At 58.2% G+C, this 19,312-nt stretch carries 21 protein-coding genes; 13 read left to right on the forward strand and 8 right to left on the reverse strand.

Features of this window, described 5'->3' with window-relative positions:
* Nucleotides 1-113 precede the first annotated feature (113 nt).
* The 5 genes from QZ268_RS03635 (at nucleotide 114) to QZ268_RS03655 (ending at nucleotide 3,549) form a co-directional block, all read left to right on the forward strand.
* Nucleotides 114-386 (forward strand): hypothetical protein, encoded by a 273-nt coding sequence (locus QZ268_RS03635; protein ID WP_295448131.1) that lies wholly within the window; start codon nucleotides 114-116, stop codon nucleotides 384-386.
* A 101-nt stretch (nucleotides 387-487) separates the two neighbouring features.
* On the forward strand, nucleotides 488-916 hold the full coding sequence (locus QZ268_RS03640; protein ID WP_295448134.1) for a YqaA family protein: 429 nt from the start codon (nucleotides 488-490) through the stop codon (nucleotides 914-916).
* Between the two features lie 13 nt (nucleotides 917-929).
* On the forward strand, nucleotides 930-1,733 hold the full coding sequence (locus QZ268_RS03645) for a DUF6778 family protein (protein ID WP_295448137.1): 804 nt from the start codon (nucleotides 930-932) through the stop codon (nucleotides 1,731-1,733).
* Between the two features lie 47 nt (nucleotides 1,734-1,780).
* Nucleotides 1,781-3,004, forward strand: coding sequence for an RSP_2647 family RNA methyltransferase (locus QZ268_RS03650; protein ID WP_295448140.1), 1,224 nt, complete (start codon nucleotides 1,781-1,783; stop codon nucleotides 3,002-3,004).
* 2 nt (nucleotides 3,005-3,006) lie between these two features.
* Nucleotides 3,007-3,549, forward strand: coding sequence for an RSP_2648 family PIN domain-containing protein (locus QZ268_RS03655; protein ID WP_295448143.1), 543 nt, complete (start codon nucleotides 3,007-3,009; stop codon nucleotides 3,547-3,549).
* Here QZ268_RS03655 and QZ268_RS03660 read toward each other — a convergent pair.
* The 6 genes from QZ268_RS03660 to QZ268_RS03685 form a co-directional block, all read right to left on the reverse strand.
* A complete protein-coding gene (locus QZ268_RS03660) occupies nucleotides 3,546-4,229 on the reverse strand; it encodes a M48 family metalloprotease (RefSeq protein WP_295448146.1) in 684 nt (227 codons plus the stop codon). The two genes, QZ268_RS03655 and QZ268_RS03660, sit on opposite strands and share 4 nt — an antisense overlap.
* Nucleotides 4,230-4,304: 75 nt before the next feature.
* Nucleotides 4,305-5,462, reverse strand: coding sequence for a cytochrome P450 (locus QZ268_RS03665; RefSeq protein WP_295448149.1), 1,158 nt, complete (start codon nucleotides 5,460-5,462; stop codon nucleotides 4,305-4,307).
* A gap of 41 nt (nucleotides 5,463-5,503) precedes the next feature.
* Nucleotides 5,504-6,691 carry a VWA domain-containing protein gene (locus QZ268_RS03670; RefSeq protein ID WP_295448152.1) on the reverse strand — a complete coding sequence of 396 codons (1,188 nt, stop codon included), beginning with the start codon at nucleotides 6,689-6,691 and terminating at the stop codon, nucleotides 5,504-5,506.
* A 4-nt stretch (nucleotides 6,692-6,695) separates the two neighbouring features.
* The gene (locus QZ268_RS03675) at nucleotides 6,696-6,869 is read right to left on the reverse strand and encodes an apolipoprotein acyltransferase (protein ID WP_295448155.1); all 174 of its coding nucleotides are present in this window, start codon (nucleotides 6,867-6,869) and stop codon (nucleotides 6,696-6,698) included.
* 16 nt (nucleotides 6,870-6,885) lie between these two features.
* Nucleotides 6,886-8,244 carry a DUF2927 domain-containing protein gene (locus QZ268_RS03680; protein ID WP_295448157.1) on the reverse strand — a complete coding sequence of 453 codons (1,359 nt, stop codon included), beginning with the start codon at nucleotides 8,242-8,244 and terminating at the stop codon, nucleotides 6,886-6,888.
* 323 nt (nucleotides 8,245-8,567) lie between these two features.
* Entirely contained in the window at nucleotides 8,568-9,407 is an 840-nt protein-coding gene (locus QZ268_RS03685; RefSeq protein WP_295448160.1) for a MoxR family ATPase, read from the reverse strand.
* 186 nt (nucleotides 9,408-9,593) lie between these two features.
* Here QZ268_RS03685 and dksA point away from each other — a divergent pair, with 186 nt between their 5' ends.
* Both dksA and QZ268_RS03695 read left to right on the forward strand, forming a co-directional pair.
* On the forward strand, nucleotides 9,594-10,016 hold the full coding sequence (dksA, locus tag QZ268_RS03690; RefSeq protein ID WP_295448269.1) for an RNA polymerase-binding protein DksA: 423 nt from the start codon (nucleotides 9,594-9,596) through the stop codon (nucleotides 10,014-10,016).
* Nucleotides 10,017-10,112: 96 nt separating this feature from the next.
* Complete coding sequence (locus QZ268_RS03695) at nucleotides 10,113-11,288, forward strand: FAD-dependent monooxygenase (protein WP_295448164.1); 1,176 nt, start codon at nucleotides 10,113-10,115, stop codon at nucleotides 11,286-11,288.
* Nucleotides 11,289-11,500: 212 nt separating this feature from the next.
* Here QZ268_RS03695 and xth read toward each other — a convergent pair whose 3' ends face one another.
* Nucleotides 11,501-12,307, reverse strand: a complete 807-nt coding sequence (xth, locus tag QZ268_RS03700; protein WP_295448167.1) for an exodeoxyribonuclease III — start codon at nucleotides 12,305-12,307, stop codon at nucleotides 11,501-11,503.
* 366 nt (nucleotides 12,308-12,673) lie between these two features.
* On the opposite strand from xth, the gene QZ268_RS03705 reads away from it, so the two are divergent.
* The 3 genes from QZ268_RS03705 (at nucleotide 12,674) to QZ268_RS03715 (ending at nucleotide 15,296) form a co-directional block, all read left to right on the forward strand.
* A complete protein-coding gene (locus QZ268_RS03705; protein ID WP_295448170.1) occupies nucleotides 12,674-12,985 on the forward strand; it encodes a DUF6749 domain-containing protein in 312 nt (103 codons plus the stop codon).
* 104 nt (nucleotides 12,986-13,089) lie between these two features.
* Nucleotides 13,090-14,292, forward strand: a complete 1,203-nt coding sequence (locus QZ268_RS03710; protein ID WP_295448173.1) for a hypothetical protein — start codon at nucleotides 13,090-13,092, stop codon at nucleotides 14,290-14,292.
* On the forward strand, nucleotides 14,289-15,296 hold the full coding sequence (locus QZ268_RS03715) for a DMT family transporter (protein ID WP_295448176.1): 1,008 nt from the start codon (nucleotides 14,289-14,291) through the stop codon (nucleotides 15,294-15,296). The genes QZ268_RS03710 and QZ268_RS03715 overlap by 4 nt, the downstream gene beginning before the upstream one ends.
* 71 nt (nucleotides 15,297-15,367) lie before the next feature.
* On the opposite strand, the gene QZ268_RS03720 is transcribed toward QZ268_RS03715, so the two are convergent.
* Entirely contained in the window at nucleotides 15,368-15,691 is a 324-nt protein-coding gene (locus tag QZ268_RS03720; RefSeq protein ID WP_295448179.1) for an iron-sulfur cluster assembly accessory protein, read from the reverse strand.
* Between the two features lie 90 nt (nucleotides 15,692-15,781).
* Here QZ268_RS03720 and QZ268_RS03725 point away from each other — a divergent pair, with 90 nt between their 5' ends.
* The 3 genes from QZ268_RS03725 to argS all read left to right on the forward strand — a co-directional run bounded on the left by QZ268_RS03725 (nucleotide 15,782) and on the right by argS (nucleotide 19,266).
* Nucleotides 15,782-16,933, forward strand: a complete 1,152-nt coding sequence (locus QZ268_RS03725; RefSeq protein ID WP_295448182.1) for a deoxyguanosinetriphosphate triphosphohydrolase — start codon at nucleotides 15,782-15,784, stop codon at nucleotides 16,931-16,933.
* Between the two features lie 133 nt (nucleotides 16,934-17,066).
* On the forward strand, nucleotides 17,067-17,363 hold the full coding sequence (locus tag QZ268_RS03730) for a hypothetical protein (protein WP_295448186.1): 297 nt from the start codon (nucleotides 17,067-17,069) through the stop codon (nucleotides 17,361-17,363).
* Nucleotides 17,364-17,520: 157 nt separating this feature from the next.
* The gene (gene argS / locus QZ268_RS03735) at nucleotides 17,521-19,266 is read left to right on the forward strand and encodes an arginine--tRNA ligase (RefSeq protein ID WP_295448189.1); all 1,746 of its coding nucleotides are present in this window, start codon (nucleotides 17,521-17,523) and stop codon (nucleotides 19,264-19,266) included.
* The last annotated feature ends 46 nt before the right edge of the window (nucleotides 19,267-19,312 follow it).

Below are 19,312 nucleotides of genomic sequence, written 5' to 3' on the forward strand. Positions count from 1 at the left end.
GACACCATTGAGGCCCTTGGGGCGCAGATGAACCAGACCTATGCGGCAGCGGGACAGATCATTACAGACGCTCTGCGTCGTCGCGCAGCAGGACCTGAGACAAAGGATACGGCATGATCAAGGGTGACGCGAATGACCCAAAAGGGTTGATCTACGAATCCTACCGAATCGACGGCATCGGAAAGTCAGAATGCCGCTCGATTTTTCTGGACTGGGCGCTGAGCCTGCCAATCGAAAATGATACCGCTAAAACGATCTCGGGGCTTTTGGTGCAATATGGGCACGACAATCCAGACCACCCCATGACGCAGGTTTTAAACGAAGGTCTCGTGACCATGGCCGCACCGCGCAGACGGGGTGGATGGCGCAGCCGCACACGCAACTAGGGTCGGGGCTTTAGCCAAAGCAAACCCCTATTTCCCCGAGATTTGCGTTGGGGGTGCGCGAAAGCCTTTACACGCACGCCGCTAAACGGCACCACCACCACATGATTGCCTATATCGGTCTTTTTGCCTCCGCGTTGATTGCAGCAACCATTTTGCCGATGCAATCTGAGGCAGTATTGGTTGGTCTCTTGGTTGACGGCACACGCCCCATTGTCATTCTACTCATCGTCGCCACGATTGGGAATGTGCTTGGGTCTATCGTCAACTGGTATATCGGACGTTTTGCCCTGCGCTTTAAGGACAGGCGCTGGTTCCCAGCCTCAGACACCCAACTCGCTCGCGCTCAGGGGTGGTACCGACGGTATGGTCGCTGGTCCCTGCTTGGCAGTTGGCTGCCTGTTTTTGGCGATCCGATAACTGTTGTGGCGGGGATATTGCGTGAACCGTTTTTTTCATTCCTGCTGCTTGTCACCATTGCAAAAGGAACGCGGTATCTGCTTCTGGCCGCCTTGACGCTCGCTTGGCTATAGCACCCCTGGATAAGTGACTTCAGGAACCCGAAGCCGCACAATAGCCTCCAGAATAAACCTATTCTGTCTAAAACTTGCCTTAATTCCCATACAGATTGGTATCAACGATAAAAAAACCAATCAAAAGGCTATGGGCACAAAACCAAAGGCCCGGAACGAGGACAAAATGAACACGTTGAAATTGATCGCAGTACTTGGACTTGGCGCGCTTGTGTCGGCCTGTGGCAATGTCCCCGACATCGCCAGCCGAAACGCACCGTTTGAAACAACAGGGATGGCTTTGATCGCGCCGAGTGCACAAACGCAGCTGCCACAGTCAATGCGCGTCAGCGCAATCAGCGTCCGGGTGCCGCGCAACCTCAAGGTGTCCGAGGCTAACGTATATTACCCACGCGCCGATATCGTATGGCGCGGCGACCCAATTGGCGACCGCCATGCCCAGATTCAGTCGATCTTTGAAACGGCCTTTGCAAGCGGCACCAAGGACATGGCTGGCGTTGCGGACGTTACTTTGGATGTCGAAATCGTCCGTTTTCATTCCGTCACTGAAAAAACCCGCTATACTGTTGGCGGCGTACATAACATGCTTTTCCGTCTGACAGTGCGCAGCGCCGCAACCGGTGAGGCACTTGCCCCAGCGCGCGAGATTCAGGCCAATTTGCCAGCCTTTGGCGGCCGTCAGGCAATTGAAGCAGAGCGTCGTGGTCAGACCCAAAAGGTCCGTGTGACTGGATATTTGGCACAGGTGATCCGCCAGGAACTGGCAAAGCCAACGGTTACCGACGAACCGCGCACGTTTGCCTTTCGCGCGAAATAAGAAATCTGGCCTTTCGCAAGCGGTGCGAAACGACTAGAGGGGGCGCTATGACAGCGCCCCTTAACACATCCGCCTCATCCCCATCTGAAATGCCGGTCGTGCGCCTGCTGCCCAAAGCGAACGCGCGCGCGATCCGCCATGGCTTCCCTTGGGTCTATGCCAATGAACTGGTCACGGACCGCCGGACCAAGGCATTGGTCCCCGGCACCATTGCCCGGCTCGAAGACAGCGACCGTCAGGTGATGGGCGTGGTTGCAATGAATTCCAATTCCAAGATCATTGCCCGCATGTTGGATCAAAACGCCGATGCGGTGATTGATCAGGCGTGGTTTGAGGCACATATCACCCGCGCGCTGGCCCTGCGGACACTAATGTATGACGATCCTTATTACCGTTTGATCCATGCCGAAGCTGACGGGCTGCCCGGTGTGATCATCGACCGTTTTGGAGATACCTGCGTGGTGCAGCCAAACGCGGCGTGGGCCGATACGCTGCTTGAGCCGCTCTGTGCGGCGCTCGTCGCCGTCACGGGCATCAGCAACGTGTTGAAAAACGCCGCAGGGCGCACGCGCACGTTGGAAGGTCTTGATGATGTCTCTGCCGTTCTGGCGGGCAGCGCCCCGGATGCGCCGATTGCTGTCCCGATGAACGGGGCCACGTATATGGCCGACCTGATCGGCGGCCAGAAAACCGGGCTGTTTTTTGACCAACGCCCCAATCATGCTTTTGCCGCCCGTGTATCACGTGGCGCGCGGGTTTTGGATGTCTTTGCCCATGTCGGTGGCTTTTCATTGGCGGCGTTGGCGGCGGGTGCGAAAAATGCGCTGGCCGTTGACGGGTCTGCGCCAGCGCTGGAGCTGGCGACCGCAGGGGCCGCTGCGATGGGCATGAGCGATCAATTTTCGACCCGGCAAGGCGATGCCTTTGACGCGCTCACAGCCTTGCGCGCGGAAGGTGCGGAATTTGACGTGGTGATCTGTGATCCGCCCGCGTTTGCGCCGTCACGCCAATCGATGGAGGCCGGATTGCGCGCCTATGAGCGTATCGCGCGGTTGGCGGCACCTTTGGTGGCCGAAAACGGTATTCTGGGACTATGCTCGTGCTCCCATGCGGTTGACCTAAACCAATTCCGAACCGTATCGGTGCGCGGCATTGGCCGGGCAGGGCGTCGCGCGACATTGCTGCGCACCGGCTTTGCCGGGGCCGACCACCCGCAATTGCCGCAACTGGCCGAAAGCGGATACCTCAAGTCCCTGTTCTTCCGCCTGTAAACATGCGGGTTCTGCTGGATGCGTGCGTTTTGTTTCCAACGGTCATGCGCGAAATGCTGTTGGGGGTCGCTGCATCTGGTGCCTATGAGCCCCGATGGTCGGCGCGGATTCTTGAGGAATGGGCGCTGGCGGCCCGCAAACTTGGACCTGAAGGCGAGGTTCAAGCGCGCGGCGAGGTGGCCATGATCAGCGCAAAGTTTCCGGGCGCATCTGTAAAACCTGCACCGGGCCTTGAGGCGCGGCTGTGGCTGCCAGATGACAACGACATCCACGTGCTGGCCGCTGCGGTTGCGGGCCATGCGGATGTGATTGTGACGGCCAATGCCAAGGACTTTCCCCGTGGGATATTGGCCGAAGAAGGCGTCAGCCGCGCGGACCCGGATGCGTTTTTGCTCGGCCATTGGGAAGCGCAGCCCGAATTGGTCGAGACCGTCGGCGCACAAGTCCTGGCCGAAGCGCGGCACCTGTCCGGGCAAGAATGGCGAATGGGCGCGCTGCTCAAGAAAGCGCGCTTGCCGAGACTGGGCAAAGCGTTGTCTGATTAAGTGTTCCAGCGCATCTGAAGGCGGGTGAGCGCGGCGATACGTTCCTCAGTCTTTGGATGGCTCAGTAACCACGCAGGCGCGGTGCCATGGTTGGTCTGGGTCAGCGCCTCAAGTTTCTTGAACAACGATATCTGGGGGGCCACACCAATCCCGGCCTTGGTCAAAAGCGCCGCAGCATAGGCGTCGGCCTCATATTCATCACCGCGCGACAGCCGCGCTGCCAAAAGCGTGGTCAGCATATTGGCAATCCAGACGCCAAAGAACGGGATAAAACGGCCCAAAACCATCATCAGCACGGTGCGCATCGCGTTTTGTCCCGAAAAATCAATCATCCGGCGGCGCGAATGGCCAAGTGCGACATGGCCCAGCTCATGCGCAATCACACTGGCCAGTTCTTCGGCACTGACGTCACCTGCTTTAAATTTGTTGTAAAATCCACGGGTTATAAAAATGCGCCCATCCGGGGCGGCCAGGCCATTCACCGGGTCAATCTCATAGATATGTACCTTGATGCGCGGCAGATCGAGGGCGGCGGCCAATTTGTCGCTCATGTCCTTGAGCGCGGGGTCCATCAACGGCGCTGACTGCGCGTCCAATTCCTTGGCGGTGCGCCACGCAGAAAAGCGGTACATGGCGAGACCGTATAGGATGGCCAGCAGAATGGGGAGAACACGGATCATGACCTTAATATGGGGGTGTTTGGGTTGGTGGCAAGCGGTGTGCATCGGTATTTCGAACCGGATCAAGATAAAGGGTCACCATGCCACTGGCACCGATGTGGGACCGCGAAAGGCCCAGCCGTGAAAAGGCGCAGGGCCGCAGAGGCGTAGATTGGGAAAACGGTTTAGCATCAGGGGGATAGCATATTGCGCAACAAGCGTGCGGGCGGCGGCGGCCCCGGCACAGAAATGCGGACCAGCGCCAAAAGGGATTGCCGGCGACGTGTTGCGGGTCAGATCAAATTGATCCGGGTTTTCAAAGTGAGCCTCATCCCGGCAGGCCGATCCAAACATCAAAAAGACCCGGTCGCCCACATCAAATGTCACGCCCTTGATCGTGTCGCGGCGGGCAATCATGCGCGGGGCCATTTGAATGGGCGCGACAAACCGGGCGTATTCGGCAAAGGCATCCAGATAGGTCGCATCACCCCTGTCGATCATGCGGCGCTGTTCGGGATGGGTCAGTAGCGCCCACAGCAATCCAGCGATTGCATCACGTGGCTCGTTCTGACCGCCACCGATGATCACCTTGATGTTGCCGCCAATGGAATCGCGCGGCATGCCTGCGTGGTCAAGAACGGACAGAATGGAATGGTCGGGGGTGCGGCGCAGTTCGGCCAGTCGATGATCAATGGAACGGTCCACCAAAGCTGACGCCGCCATGCCTGCTGCTTCAACCTCTGGATTGGCCGCATAGTTGGCGATGGCGTCGATCATCTGTTGGCTGGCGCTGTCCATCTGCGCGGGTGTCAGATCCGTCAGCCCGGTCATCGCACATAAAGCCGCGCCAGAGACCGGCATTGCATAGTCGCGGACCAGATCGCAGCCGCCCATGGGTGCCAGGGTATCGAGCCGCTCCGCGACGATGCGTTCAAACATCGGGGCCCAATGATTGGCAACGGTGCGCGGGCTCAGTGCCGGAAATAGCGCGCGGCGTTCCGCCATGTGGTCATCGGCTTCCTTGCGCATCATGTTGAGGCCCATGATCTGCCCCATCAGGCCGCCGGGTTGGACGGATGAAAAGACCTGGGTCCGCTTTTCCTGAGTGTGAATGTCGTCGCGCCGGGTCAGCAATGTCGCGGCCAGCTCGGGCACATATGTGATGGGCGTATTGCGCCGCATGTGTGCCAAAGCGGGATAGGGGTCAGTTGTGAAGCTGCCGATGTCGATCAGGGTGATGGGGGCGTCAGACATGAACCCAGCTTAGGCGGCTCTTGGGCCAACACAAGGGCAGATCAGCGGGTGAGTTCCTTGATCCCACGGCTCAGGCCCTCAAGCGTCATGGGCACCATCGTCTGCGCGCCAAAAATCTCTTGGACCATGGCGATGGATTGGGTGTAGGGCCAGTATTTCTCTGGCACCGGATTGATCCACAGATGGCTGTGCCATTGCTCGCGTGCGCGGGTCAGCCACGTTGAACCGGCCTCCGCATTCCAATGTTCGTTGGCCCCTCCGGGATAGGCAATTTCATACGGTGACATAGAGGCGTCACCGACAAAAATACATTTATAATCAGGGCCATAGGTGCGCAGAACCTCATGGGTGGGCTGTTGTGCGTCCCACCGCCGGCGGTTATCGCGCCACACGCCTTCGTACAGGCAATTGTGGAAATAGAAATATTCCAGATGCTTGAACTCGGATTTTGCCGCGCTGAAAAGCTCTTCAACCAGCTTGATATGGGGGTCCATTGAGCCACCCACGTCCAGAAACAACAGCACTTTGACCGCATTGCGCCGCTCTGGCCGGGTCTTGACATCAAGATAGCCGTGTTCTGCCGTGGCGCGGATGGTGCCGTTCAGGTCCAGTTCTTCGTCCGCACCGTCACGCGCCCACCGGCGCAGACGTTTCAGCGCAACTTTGATGTTGCGGGTGCCCAGTTCAACGGTGTCGTCTAAGTTCTTGAATTCACGCTTATCCCAGACTTTTACGGCACGCTGGTGGCGCGATTCCTGCTGACCAACACGAACGCCTTCGGGGTTGTAGCCATAGGCCCCAAAAGGCGAGGTGCCCGCAGTGCCAACCCATTTATTACCACCCTGATGGCGGCCCTTTTGTTCCTCAAGACGTTGCTTGAGCGTTTCCATAAGCTTATCGAAGCCGCCTAAAGCTTCAATCTCGGCTTTCTCTTCTGGGCTCAGATGCTTTTCCGCCATCTTTTCGAGCCATTCGCGGGGGATTTCAACAGCTTCAAGAACATCGTCTAAGCTTATGTTTTCCAATCCTTTAAAGGCGGTTGAAAAGGCGCGGTCAAATTTATCGATGTTGCGTTCGTCTTTGACCATGGACACGCGGGCGAGGTAATAAAATGCCTCAACGTCATAGGTGGCCAGACCAGCGGCCATGCCATCCAGAAACGCCAGAAATTCGCGCATCGACACAGGGACCCCGTGTTTGCGCAACTGATCAAAGAAGGGCAGGAACATGCGCCTATGCCCCGCTGAGTACGCGGTCCAGGATCGCAGTCAGAACCATGCCAACAATAAGAAACGCCATCGCATAGCCAACTGCGTATTGCGCGATGTCCTTGCGATTTCCGCCGCGTTTGTGAGCCGTGCGCCCGCCAATCAGCGCGCCCACAATACCCGATACGATAATAATCATGAAACCTTTGCCCGTTCTATCCTTTGAGCGGGTTCAGCGATGCAATCTCGCGCAGCTTGGCCCGCACAGCCCAGTCTGGACCAAAGCCGTATCGCGCCCAGCCGATGCTGTCCAGCCTGACGCTGCGCGCCTCGGCAGTGCGGTTTTCCAACTCAAGTGCTTCTGAGCGCAGGAGCAGTAATGTCGACAACAATGCTGCGTTCTGGCTGTTGCGTGCGGTTTCAATGTGCGGGCCGATAATGCGCAGCGCCTCTTTACCCTCACCTTTGCTGACGGCATATGCCCCCAATTGCGTGGCCACATAGGCGCGGTGCAATTTAGTGCCGGGTGTGCGTGCATAAAAGTGATCCGCCGTCAGATATTGGCTTTGAGCGGCGTCCGGGTCGGTGTTTTGCAACACCCGGCCCATGGCGTAATGGGCAAAAGCACGGCGGTTGTCCTCCCATCCCATGGCGGTGGAAATACGGATCGCCTCAATTGCTGCCGTCCGGCGGTCTCTATAGGAAATCGAGCGGCCAAGGGCAGTCTGAATCGCTTGGCTCCAAGCACGCGGGGTGCGTGTGGCAAACCGACCTGACTGGCCGTTGCCGCGCGGGTTGATCCGCGCAAAGATAGCAGGCAAGGCGGCGGCAACCTGACCGCGGGTCATGCCAGAACGCAGCGCCGGATCGTAATAGGCGCGCAGGATCATCATGTCGAACCCGGTCAGAACAGTGTGCACATTGTCATCGTTGAACACGCTGTCGCGCAGGCGATAGAGATCATTGAGCGGCCCCAGAGCCTGCGCCAGTTCTTCGTGCAGGCAATCGCGTACCTCTTGCGGGCTGGCGTCGTTGGGCAAGAAGATCGCAAGTTTTTCGCGGCGTTGCATCAAGGTCCAATTGGTGCGCGGTTGTCTGCGCGCGGTGCGGTATTCAGACAGGGTGCTGACGTTGGGTGCCACAAAGCACGCGGCTTGCGGCAAGACCTTGCGGATGTCGGCGCGGCTGATCGCTTCGATCGTGATGTTCGCGTTTGGATTTGTCGTATAGTTGATGTCGATGCGCGCCTCAGAACGCAGGCGCGAAATCAGGCGGTTCAGGTCAGAGCCAAGCGTGGCAGGGGGGGCACCGGTAACGCGCACCGAGATGGGCGTTTCGAACCGGGTCAGCACAGGCAATTCGCGTCCGCTTTCCATTTGGAAAGACAATTCGATGAAGTCGAGCGCCAGATCAGTGTTGGACAGCGCAGGGGCCATGGGGCGGCTTGCCCCGAAACTTTTCATCGGGGGCAGGGTGCTGGTGGCAAAGCTCGCACGGGTGGCCACCTCAGGATGCGAGGCTGGCACACAGGCATTCAGCAACATCACGAGCGGCAGGACGATACGCCCTTTCATTCGGACACAGCCTTAGAAACACGCGCTTGAACTGGATAACTGCGTCCCGCTGCCATGCATGGCATCAGCACGGATCGCGCGTTTTGGATTAACATAAGTGCTTGCCTGCCCTTTTTGAGCGTTTGAATTTTGGTCTTTTTGCCCCTCACCCCGACCTTTGTAGGGAGCAATTAAGGCAAAAAAGAGGCAAATTGGGCGGAATAAGGCAGGTGATTCAGGCGGGCTTGGCTATCGGCAGGTACACGCCTTAATTGAGCGGGAAGGCCGGGCCACACGTGGTTGAAATGGCCTCAGTTGGCAGCTCAGGCGTTTGGAAAACCGACCTAGCGCTGACCGCGCGCCATGAATGCCAACCGTTCAAACAGATGCACGTCCTGTTCGTTCTTGAGCAAGGCACCATGCAGCTTGGGCAGGGCGGTCTTGCCGTCCTTTTGCAGATCAGCCGCATCCATGTCCTCGGCCAACAGCAGCTTGAGCCAATCCAGCACCTCTGATGTGGATGGCTTTTTCTTGAGGCCCTGTTGCTCACGGATTTCGTAGAACTGCGTCAGCGCCGTTGTCAGCAATGCCTGCTTGATCCCCGGGTGGTGGACTTCAACGATCTTTTTCAGCGTCTCCAGTTCTGGAAAACGGATGTAGTGGAAAAAGCAACGGCGCAGGAATGCGTCAGGCAGCTCTTTTTCGTTGTTGGAGGTGATGATCATGATCGGGCGGTTTGTCGCGCGGATGGTTTCACCGGTCTCATAGACGTGAAACTCCATCTTATCGAGTTCCTGCAGCAGGTCGTTTGGAAACTCGATGTCTGCTTTGTCGATCTCATCAATCAACAACACGACCTTTTCGTCCGCTTCAAAGGCTTCCCAGAGCTTGCCTTTTTTGATGTAGTTTTTGACGTCATGCACGCGCTCTTCGCCAAGCTGGCTGTCGCGCAAGCGGCTGACCGCATCGTATTCATACAGGCCCTGCTGGGCGCGGGTGGTGGATTTGACGTTCCACTCGATCATTTTCAGCCCCAGGGACTCGGCCACTTGCCTGGCCAATTCGGTTTTGCCGGTGCCGGGTTCGCCCTTGACCAGAAGCGGGCGCTCCAGTGTGACGGCTGCATTAACTGCTATTTTCAGGTCGTCGGTGGCGACGTAGTCTTTAGTGCCTTGAAACTGCATAATTTATATACATCCCCTGCTTGCTTTCTCGCGATCTGGCGCATTTAGGAGGGTTTTAACCCGGTCTGTTTACTATTGTGTAGTGACAATCGGCTTGTCAGGGGATAAACGCAGCGGCATGGGGAGCCAGGATGTATGGCGAAGACTGAAGAGACCTACAGAATGGGCGAGACCGAAGGAGCCGAAATGAAACAAGAAATGTTTCTGCCGGAAGATTACCGTCCGGCCGAAGATGAGCCTTTCATGAATGATCGGCAGCTTGAGTATTTCCGTCGTAAACTTCTGAACTGGAAGCAGGATCTGCTCGCTGAAAGCCGCGATACAATCGAAGGGCTGCAAGACAATACCCGCAATATTCCAGATGTTGCAGACCGGGCCAGTGAAGAAACGGACCGGGCACTGGAATTGCGGACCAGAGATCGCCAGCGTAAACTGGTTTCCAAAATCGACGCGGCAATTCGCCGGATTGAAGAGGGCGAATACGGCTACTGCGAAGTGACCGGGGAGCCAATTTCTCTGAAACGTCTGGACGCGCGTCCCAACGCAACGATGAGCCTTGAAGCGCAGGAACGTCACGAACGCCGCGAGAAAGTCCATCGCGACGATTGATTTCTGAACGAATGTAGAAAAACCATCACGCCGGGGCCTGTTGCTCCGGCGATTTTCGTTTATGGACATGGCATGAGCGAAACACAGCAGACAGCAATGACACTGAGACATCTCAATGTGACCATTATTGGTGCAGGGATCGGCGGCCTGGCAGCCGCGTTGATCCTGCAGCGCAAAGGTGCGCAGGTCACTGTGCTGGAACAATCCGAGGCGGTCTCGGAAGTGGGGGCCGGCCTGCAGATCACGCCCAATGGTCTGGCGGTTCTGACGGCTCTAAAGCTGAATGATGCCGTGGCGTGGTCTTCGCAACGCGCCAAGGCGGTGGTGCTGCGCGCTCACCGTGACGGCGCTGAGGTGCTGCGGCTGGATCTGGATCAGTATGCCGCCGATCTGCGCTACTATTTTGTCCATCGTGCGGACCTGATCAAAATTCTGGTCGTTGCTGCCCGCGAGGCCGGGGTTCAGGTGCGCCTGTTGCAAAAGGTCGAGCGGGTTGACTGCGGGCCAAAGCCCATCGTGCATCTTGCCAATGGTGCCCAGTGCGGCGGAGACTTGGTGATCGGTGCCGATGGGCTGCACTCGCAGGCCCGCCGCGCACTGAACGTGGCAAGCCAGCCGTTTTTTACCGGGCAGGTGGCCTGGCGCGCGATTGTGCCCAATCACAGCAAATTGCCTGCTGAGGCTCAGGTGTTTATGGGTCCGGGCTGCCATCTGGTGGCCTATCCCTTGCGCGATGGCGCGATGGTCAACCTGGTGGCGGTACAGGAACGCCGCGCCTGGGCGGAAGAAGGTTGGCATCTGCCGGATGACCCGGAAAACATGCGCGGCGCCTTTGCCGGGTTTGGCGGCGAAGCCCATCAGCTGTTGTCGCAGGTGCAGGACTGCGCGCTTTGGGGATTGTTCCGCCACCCGGTTGCCCCCCATTGGCACCGCGGGGCGGTTGCCCTGCTGGGTGACGCAGCGCATCCAACCCTGCCCTTTATGGCCCAGGGCGGCAATCTGGCCCTGGAAGACGCCTGGGTGCTCGGCGAGGCGCTGGCAGCGCAGTCTGGCGATATTCCGGCTGCCTTGGAAACCTATCAAAGACACCGGCAAGACCGGGCAACCAAGGTGGTGGGGGCTGCCAGTCGGAACGCCTGGAAGTATCATCTGCGCCCGCCATTCAGCTGGCCTGCGCATCAGATCCTGAAACTGGGAGGCCGTTTTGCGCCCCAGAAAATGGTGTCTCAGTTTGACTGGATCTACCGTCACGACGTGACCAAACAGGGCTGACCTGCAGTTTCTGCCCGGGGAAACACGTGCAAACAGGCTAATGCGCCCCGCCTAGAGCGAGCTATATCATAGAGCAAAGTGGGGCTCCCGCCCGGAGTTGGGCCGACAGGCGGCCCGACCTCCCGTTGGGCCCGGCGCCGCGCTGGCGCGCGGCGCAAAATGATCCGGTTTGGTTGCTTAGTCCCCGCGACCGGAGCGGGGATTGGGAGCGCTCAAAGGTCCAGTTCTACCCAGATCGGCACATGGTCAGAGGGTTTTTCGCGACCGCGGATTTCTTTGTCGATCTGACAATCCTGCAGCAGATCTGCCGCCTGTGGGCTGAGCAGGAAATGGTCAATACGAATACCGTCGTCCCGGTTCCAGGCACCAGCCTGGTAATCCCAGAAGGAATAATGCCCCGGCCCCTGATGCCGTGCCCGGAAGGCCTCGGTAAAGCCCAGGTTGACGATCCGCTGGTAGGCAGCACGGCTTTCGGGGCGGTGCAATGCATCCTCCCGCCAGGCCTCGGGACGTTTGGCATCTTCGGCCTGCGGGATGATGTTGTAATCTCCTGCCATCAGAGCCGGCATTTCACTGTCCAGCAAATCCCGCGCACGGGCGTGCAGCCGCTCCATCCAGTCCAGCTTATAGGCGTATTTGCCCCCGGACACAGGGCTGCCTTCGGGGGTGAGTTCAACCGGATTGCCATTGGGCAGGTAAAGGCCGCAAATGCGCAGGGCTTGCTTGCCGACAACGGTCGCTTCGATCCAGCGGGCCTGCAGGTCGGACTCATCGCCGGGCAAGCCCCGGCTTACGTCCTCCAGGGGCAGCTTTGACAGGATAGCGACCCCGTTAAAGCCTTTCTGACCGTGTGTTTCCACGGCATAGCCGCGATCTTCAAACAGCTCACGGGGGAAGGCCTCGTCGATGGATTTGATTTCCTGCAGCAGGACAACATCGGGATTGGCCTCATCCAGCCACTGGGGCAGAGCGGCGGCGCGGGCCTTGATGCCGTTGATATTGAAACTGGCGATCTTCATCTGCGTCTCCTGCCGCTGCGGTTTGGATGCTTTGGCTGATCTATCGCCCAATAGAGAGCCTGGAGCAAGAGGGGGAGAAAGGGCGAATCAGACTGTGGCTTTTTTTGAGATCTCTAAAGGTGCTTTGCAGGCCTGCGATGTACAATCCTGGCGGGAGGTTTGTGTCTTGCATCTACATGGGTGTGGATAAAATGCCCGCCCACATGGGGATTGATTTAGTTAACTGAAAAAGAACAGTTAAATCTGAATGAAAGTTAAGGTGAGTATCCTTTGACTGGCAACTTAAAATTGAAATACTCTGTTTTCAGACCGGAAATACCGTGCCAGCGTTTTGGGGTGACTACTCACAATTTAACGGAGGTTCCAATGACTGCTTTGCACAAAACTCACACGGCGACGTTCTCCTCGGCTTTGGCTGAGGTTGAGGCGGATACAAAAGGCGGCAGCCTGTTCTGCGGCGACGGGGCAGAGCTTTTCTCCTCTGGCTCGGCACCAAAAATGCACAGCTGCTGGAGTGGCGAGAACACCGCTCTGTTCTCCTCTGGTTCTGCACCTCAGGCGCGTGGGGATCTGGCCTCTGGGACTCTGGTGGAGCTGTTCTCCTCCGGGTCTGCGCCCACTGCAGAGGCAACTGTGGTGCGTGGTGATCTGTCAGGGTTGTTCTCTTCGGGCAGCTAACGGCAAAAACACGGCGCGCCTGAAATGCGGGCGCGCCAGTCCCAGGACCGGCCCACATATGCGGCTGGATCTAGCCGAGGCAAAGACAGAAGGAGGAAACGACGATGGCGCAGATCCTGAGGTTTCCAAAAAGCAATTGGCCGCTGCGTCGCGCCGACTCCCTGTCTCACTTGATCGCGGCGGTATCCTGTCATCGCCACGCCCAGGAAGATGTCTATTGGTTGAAAGAAAACGCTGAACTGCTGAATGTGCTGGAGTGTACTGCGCAGGCCGCTGGTACGGGGGGCGCGGCAGGGCGACGCGATCTGGCTGGGATTGAGCCTGCGGCGCTTGCGACGCTACGCGCCTTTTATGCTGGCGCGGACCGCCATCTTTGCTTTTTCCGCCAGTATTATAGGTTTGTTTTATCCATTTGTATGGATTTGGAAGATCTTGGCCTTGTTGACACAGAGCTTGGTGAAGCAGGCCATATAGGCACGGGCTATATACACGCAGGCCCGGTCAGCTCCACAGGACGTGGCGAAGCCCTGGCGCAGTGGGTGATGCAGCAGGATCTGCCAAGCCATGAAGTGTCCGACCTGCAACGCGCAGAGGCCCGCCGACTGGTGGCACGTCGTGGGCTGGTACTGGATTTTCCCGGACTGGACCAAAGGCTGCACGCCTTTGCCGACAATAGTGCCCAGTTTGCGGTACCCAACCGCAAGGTCGCCTATGAGCTTACACATATTGTGTTCTATCTGAGTGACTATGGGCGCAGGGCGCCAGAGCTTTCACCGGCCGCTGTTCAAAGTCTGACCCATGTTGGGCTGCTTGCCTTTCTGGATCAAGACGCTGACCTTCTGTCCGAGGTCTGTGTATCGCTGCGCTATTGTGGTGAAACGCCCTCGGCGATCTGGGAGGACTGGTTGACGCGGCACCATCAGGGATTTGCCTTCCTTGAGGCGGATAAAGCCGCTGCTCCGCCGCTGAGCCGGGACGATTATCACATGTATGTGGTCAGCAGCTGGCATCAGGCGCTCTGCGCGGGATCCTGTTTTGACGAAAGGATTCCCAAAGGGGCGCTGCGAATCCAACGCCCTGCCCAGCAGGGGGTGCTGCATCAGCTGTCGCAAGCGGTGTTTCAGGTCGGCGCACAAGCGGGAGACTGGCAGGCCTTGCGCGCGCAGATATCGGCCCGCTTGAGTGAAAGCACCTATGAGGTGCTCTGTGCCGCCGAGCGCAGCTCTGCTTGTTTTGAGACCTTCTTTGAGGCCTTTGCCCGCAGGGGCATCGCAGGTGGTCCAGTTGCGCGGGTTAAAAACGCATGAGGGGTATTTCAACGCCAGTTCTGGGTGCGATTATGATCGTGGGGTACACCGGCTTTATCTCTTCTGCGGATGGGATCATCAAACTCTTGTCAGGCGGCTATGAAGCGGCGCAGATCTATGTGCTCTCGGGGGGCGTGGTCGCTGCGCTGTCGGTCCTGGTCAACTGGCTGTGCCTGGTTCGAGACGACAAGCGCGCTGTGCCGTTCCTGCCACGTGATCACCCGCTGGGATGTAGGACGGGGGCAGGGGGGCAAACCCCATCCTTTGTAAGCCGTGCAAAACACCTGCTCGCAACATACCTGCCGTGGCGAACGGCCTGCCCGCGTGCGATGGGCTTGCGAAGTCTGGGCGCCCTGCTGGGGGCCATTTGTTTTTTCTATGCGTTCCGCCTGCTGCCTTTTGCGCAGGTTTTCCTGTTTATTGGCCTGATGCCCTTGATGGCAGGGGTTATGTCCGGGCTGATCCTGAAAGAGCGGATCAGTGTTGCGGCCTGGATTGCCCTGGGGATGGGCTTTGTTGGGGTGCTGTTTTTGTTTCCCAGCGGTGTTTCCTCAATCAAAGGGGGACATGTTCTGGCTTTGTTGGGGGCGGCTTGGGGGACGTTTTCGATGGTACTGGCGCGCTATATCAGCCGCTATGATAACAACCTGTTGCCACAGGTTTTTTATCCCAATCTAGTGCTTTGCCTTGCGTTGGTGCCGCTGCTGCCCTTTGTCTGGCAGCCGATGCCCCTTGCAGATATCGGATGGGCCTTGGGCTATGCCGTGTTGCTCTTTGTCGCCCGCTGGTTGGCAGTGGCGGCCCTGCGCCTGCTGCCTGCCTATGTGGTCACACCTTTGATGAATTTGCAATTTGTCTGGATGCTGACAATCGGGGCTTGGGTGTTTGGCGAAATGCCGAACCAGGGCACCTGGATTGGCGGCCTTATCGTGATTGGCTCTGGCCTGTTCCTGCTGCGGGGGCAGGTGGTGCAGCCCGGTGTCAGGCAGCGGGTAGCTGCCTAACAAAGCCCCCTTGCCACGCTGCGCAACCGCTCAGCAGCAGCGCGCCTGGTGAGGCGATCACGCGGTGGCTGTTACATCGAAAATGAGGTGCCGCAGCCGCAGCTGGACGAGGCATTGGGGTTCTCGATGGTGAACCGTGCACCAATCAGCTCTTCGGTGAAATCAATCACGGCGTTTTCCAAAAAGGGCAGCGATACGGTATCAACCACGACTTTTTCGCCCTGACCTTCAAGCACCAGATCATCTTCGCTGGGGGTATCAAGGCCGATCTCATACTGGAAACCAGAGCAGCCGCCGCCTTCGACAGCAATCCGCAGCGCCTGGCCTTGGGTTGCGGCGCCAATTTCGGTCAGGCGGGCAAAGGCCCGTTCGGTCACTTTTGGTGGCAGGTTCATGAGGTCTCTCCCGGTGCTGTATTGCAGCGCATTCCATTATATAGAAAGGTGCGACCCAGACGACAAGATTTCACGGGAGAAAGATTAGTCATGCATGCCTCTTTTGCCACCAAGCCGGATCAAAGCCGGGGCAGACTGATCTCTGAGGAGGAAAGCAGTTTTCGCTCTCCCTATCAGCGCGACCGGGACCGGATCATCCATGCCAGCGCCTTTCGGCGCCTGAAACACAAAACCCAGGTCTTTGTTGAGCACGAGGGGGATAACTATCGCACCCGGCTGACCCATTCGATCGAGGTCGGTCAGGTGGGGCGCACAATTGCTGCGGCCCTGGGGCTGAACCAGGAACTGACCGAGGCCGTGGCGCTGGCCCATGATCTGGGCCACACGCCCTTTGGCCATACCGGCGAAGATGCGCTGCATGCGCTGATGCAGCCCTATGGTGGCTTTGATCACAATGCTCAGGCGATCCGCATTGTCACCTGTCTGGAGCGTCACTATGCCGAATTTGACGGGCTGAATCTGACCTGGGAAACGCTTGAAGCCATTGCAAAGCACAATGGGCCGGTGGTGGGCGAGCTGCCCTGGGCCTTGGCCGAATGCAATGCTGCGATGGATCTGGAGCTGCATACCCATGCCAGCGCCGAGGCCCAGGTGGCGGCGCTGGCGGATGATATTGCCTATAACAATCACGACCTGCACGATGGGCTGCGCGCTGGGCTGTTTACAGATGCGGATATTGCCCATCTGCCAATCATTTCTGCCGCCTATCATCAGGTCGATCAGAAATATCCCGGGCTTGACGGCCTGCGCCGCCGTCATGAGGCCCTGCGCCGGGTTTTTGGCGTCATGGTTGGGGATGTGATTGATACAACCCGCAAAAACCTGCGTGAGAGAGGCGTTCAAAGCGTCGAAGAGGTGCGCGCCCTGGGGCACCCGGTGGTGGCCTTTTCGCCTGATCTGTGGCGGGATTTGAAAGAGATCCGCGCCTTTTTGTTCCGCCACATGTACCGCGCCCCCTCGGTGATGGAGGTGCGCACTCAAATGGCAGAAATTGTTGCGGCGCTGTTTCCTTACTTTCTGGCCAACCCGCTACAGATGCCGGAGCGCTGGCATGAAGAGATTACCGCCGCTGCGGATGAGACGGCGCTGGCGCGGATCACCTCGGACTATATCGCAGGTATGACGGACCGGTTTGCGCTGCAACTGCACGAGCAGCTGACCCGCGAGGGCAAGCTGGCATAGCAGCCGCAAAAGCGGCACTGGGGAGACAAGGCAAAAGGCGCTGGCTTTAACAGTGGAAAAATCTGGCCCTATGATCTGGCGCTGACAGGCCGTTTTTTATGGCGAGATCACAGAGCAAAGGCCGGCGCGCGCGATGAAACACTGGACTGTTACCTTTCAGGACGCTTCTGAAATGGCCCGTATCCGGGGGGATAAACCCCGCCGTCTTGCCCATATTGCCTTTGTGCGCAGTCGCCCAGAGCTGAACATTGGCGGGCCGCTGGCCCTGCAGCCGATGCAGGACTTTCCCGGCGCCATCTGGACGGTGCAGGCGGATACCCGGGCGGATGTGGAACGCTTGATCCTGTCGGATCCCTATTATGTCGCCTCTTTGCGGCGCTACAAAATCAGCGCCTGGGGCGATGCCCCTGTGGGTCAGGTGGCGTTTTGAGGCCGGGGCTGCTTTGATCGCAGGGCGCAGGGCTTTGGACAAAGATGCGCCTATTGTGCCCTGTTGCAGCGGCTGTGGGCTGGTCTTGCGCCACAGAATGGTTGACCATTGAGCTAGGCATGATAAGCCGCAAAGTCGAACCAATGGGACGCCAGAGATGAACCTTTTTTCCGATATCCGCGCGCTTGTCATCGACAGCCTCACTGCCATGACCACCGAGGGCGCATTGCCCGAGGGGCTCAACTTTGCAAATGTCGCGGTTGAGCCACCGCGCGATGCGGCCCATGGAGATATGGCCACCAATGCCGCCATGGTGTTGGCCAAACCGGCTAAGATGAAGCCCCGCGATATTGCCGATGCGCTGGCCGCCAAACTGGCAGAGGACACACGGATCAGCTCGGCAGAGGTGGCAGGCCCTGGGTTTTTGAACCTGCGGCTGGCGCCGGTTGTTTGGCAGGGCGTGCTGGGGGCGGTTCTGGGTGCCGGGACTGACTATGGCCGCGCCAATCTGGGGCGGGGAAAGAAGGTCAACGTCGAATATGTTTCGGCCAACCCTACCGGGCCTTTGCATGTGGGCCATACCCGTGGGGCGGTCTTTGGCGACGCGCTGGCCTCCCTGCTGGGCTATGCTGGCTATGACGTCACCCGGGAATACTACATTAATGATGGCGGTGGTCAGGTCGATGTGCTGGCGCGTTCGGTCTATCTGCGCTACCAGGAGGCCCACGGTCAGGAGGTCGCCTTTGCCGATGGCACCTATCCCGGCGACTATCTGGTACCGGTTGGTCAGGCCCTAAAGGACAAGGTTGGCGATGCCTATGTGGACCAGCCCGAGGACGTCTGGCTGGCGGATGTGCGGGAATTCTCCACCGATGCGATGATGGCGCTGATCCGCGAAGATCTGGCAATGCTGGGCATCAAGATGGATGTGTTCTATTCGGAAAAATCCCTGTACGGCACCGGTAAGATCGAGGCCGCCCTTGCAGAGCTGGAAAGCAAGGGCCTGATCTATCAGGGTGTGCTGGAGCCACCAAAAGGCAAAAAGCCAGACGATTGGGAGCCGCGCGAGCAGACCCTGTTCAAATCCACCGACCATGGCGATGATGTGGATCGGGCGGTGAAAAAATCGGACGGTGCCTGGACCTATTTTGCCCCGGATATTGCCTATCACTACGACAAGATCAGCCGTGGCTTTGATGAGTTGATCGATGTGTTGGGCGCCGATCACGGGGGCTATGTCAAGCGGATGAAGGCGGCTGTCTCGGCCTTGTCGGACGGCAAAGTACCACTGGATATTAAGCTGTGCCAGCTGGTGAAGCTGTTCAAGGATGGCCAGGAATTCAAGATGTCGAAACGGGCAGGCACCTTTGTCACCCTGCGCGATGTGGTTGACGCGGTTGGCCCGGATGTCACCCGCTTTATGCTGCTCACCCGTAAAAACGACCAGGGCTTTGATTTTGATCTGGATAAGGCGCTGGAGCAATCCAAGGATAATCCGATCTTTTACGTGCAATACGCCAATGCGCGGATCTGTTCGACCCTGCGCAAGGCAGAGGAAGCCGGAATCGCCACCAATGATCCGGTCCTTGCCGCTGCAGATCTGGCCGAGGTGTCACACCCGGCGCAGCTGGCCGTGATCAAAAAGCTGGCAGAATGGCCACGTCAGATTGAAATTGCTGCCCGCACAAACGAGCCACACCGGGTCGCCTTTTATCTCTATGATCTCGCCTCTGAGCTGCATGGTCTGTACCACCTTGGCAAAACTGAGTTTGGTTTACGTTTTGTTAACGAGAGCAGCGAAACGGCAACACATGCCAATTTGGCGCTGGCGCGCAGCGTTTCCATTGTTATTTCCGCCGGTCTTGGTATTCTAGGGGTGAAACCGGCGCAGGAGATGCGGTAAAAAACCGCGCACAACCGCCGGACTGAGGCAGTTCAAGAGACCCAAA

The sequence above is a fragment of the uncultured Pseudophaeobacter sp. genome, assembly GCA_905479575.1.
Classification (GTDB): domain Bacteria; phylum Pseudomonadota; class Alphaproteobacteria; order Rhodobacterales; family Rhodobacteraceae; genus Pseudophaeobacter.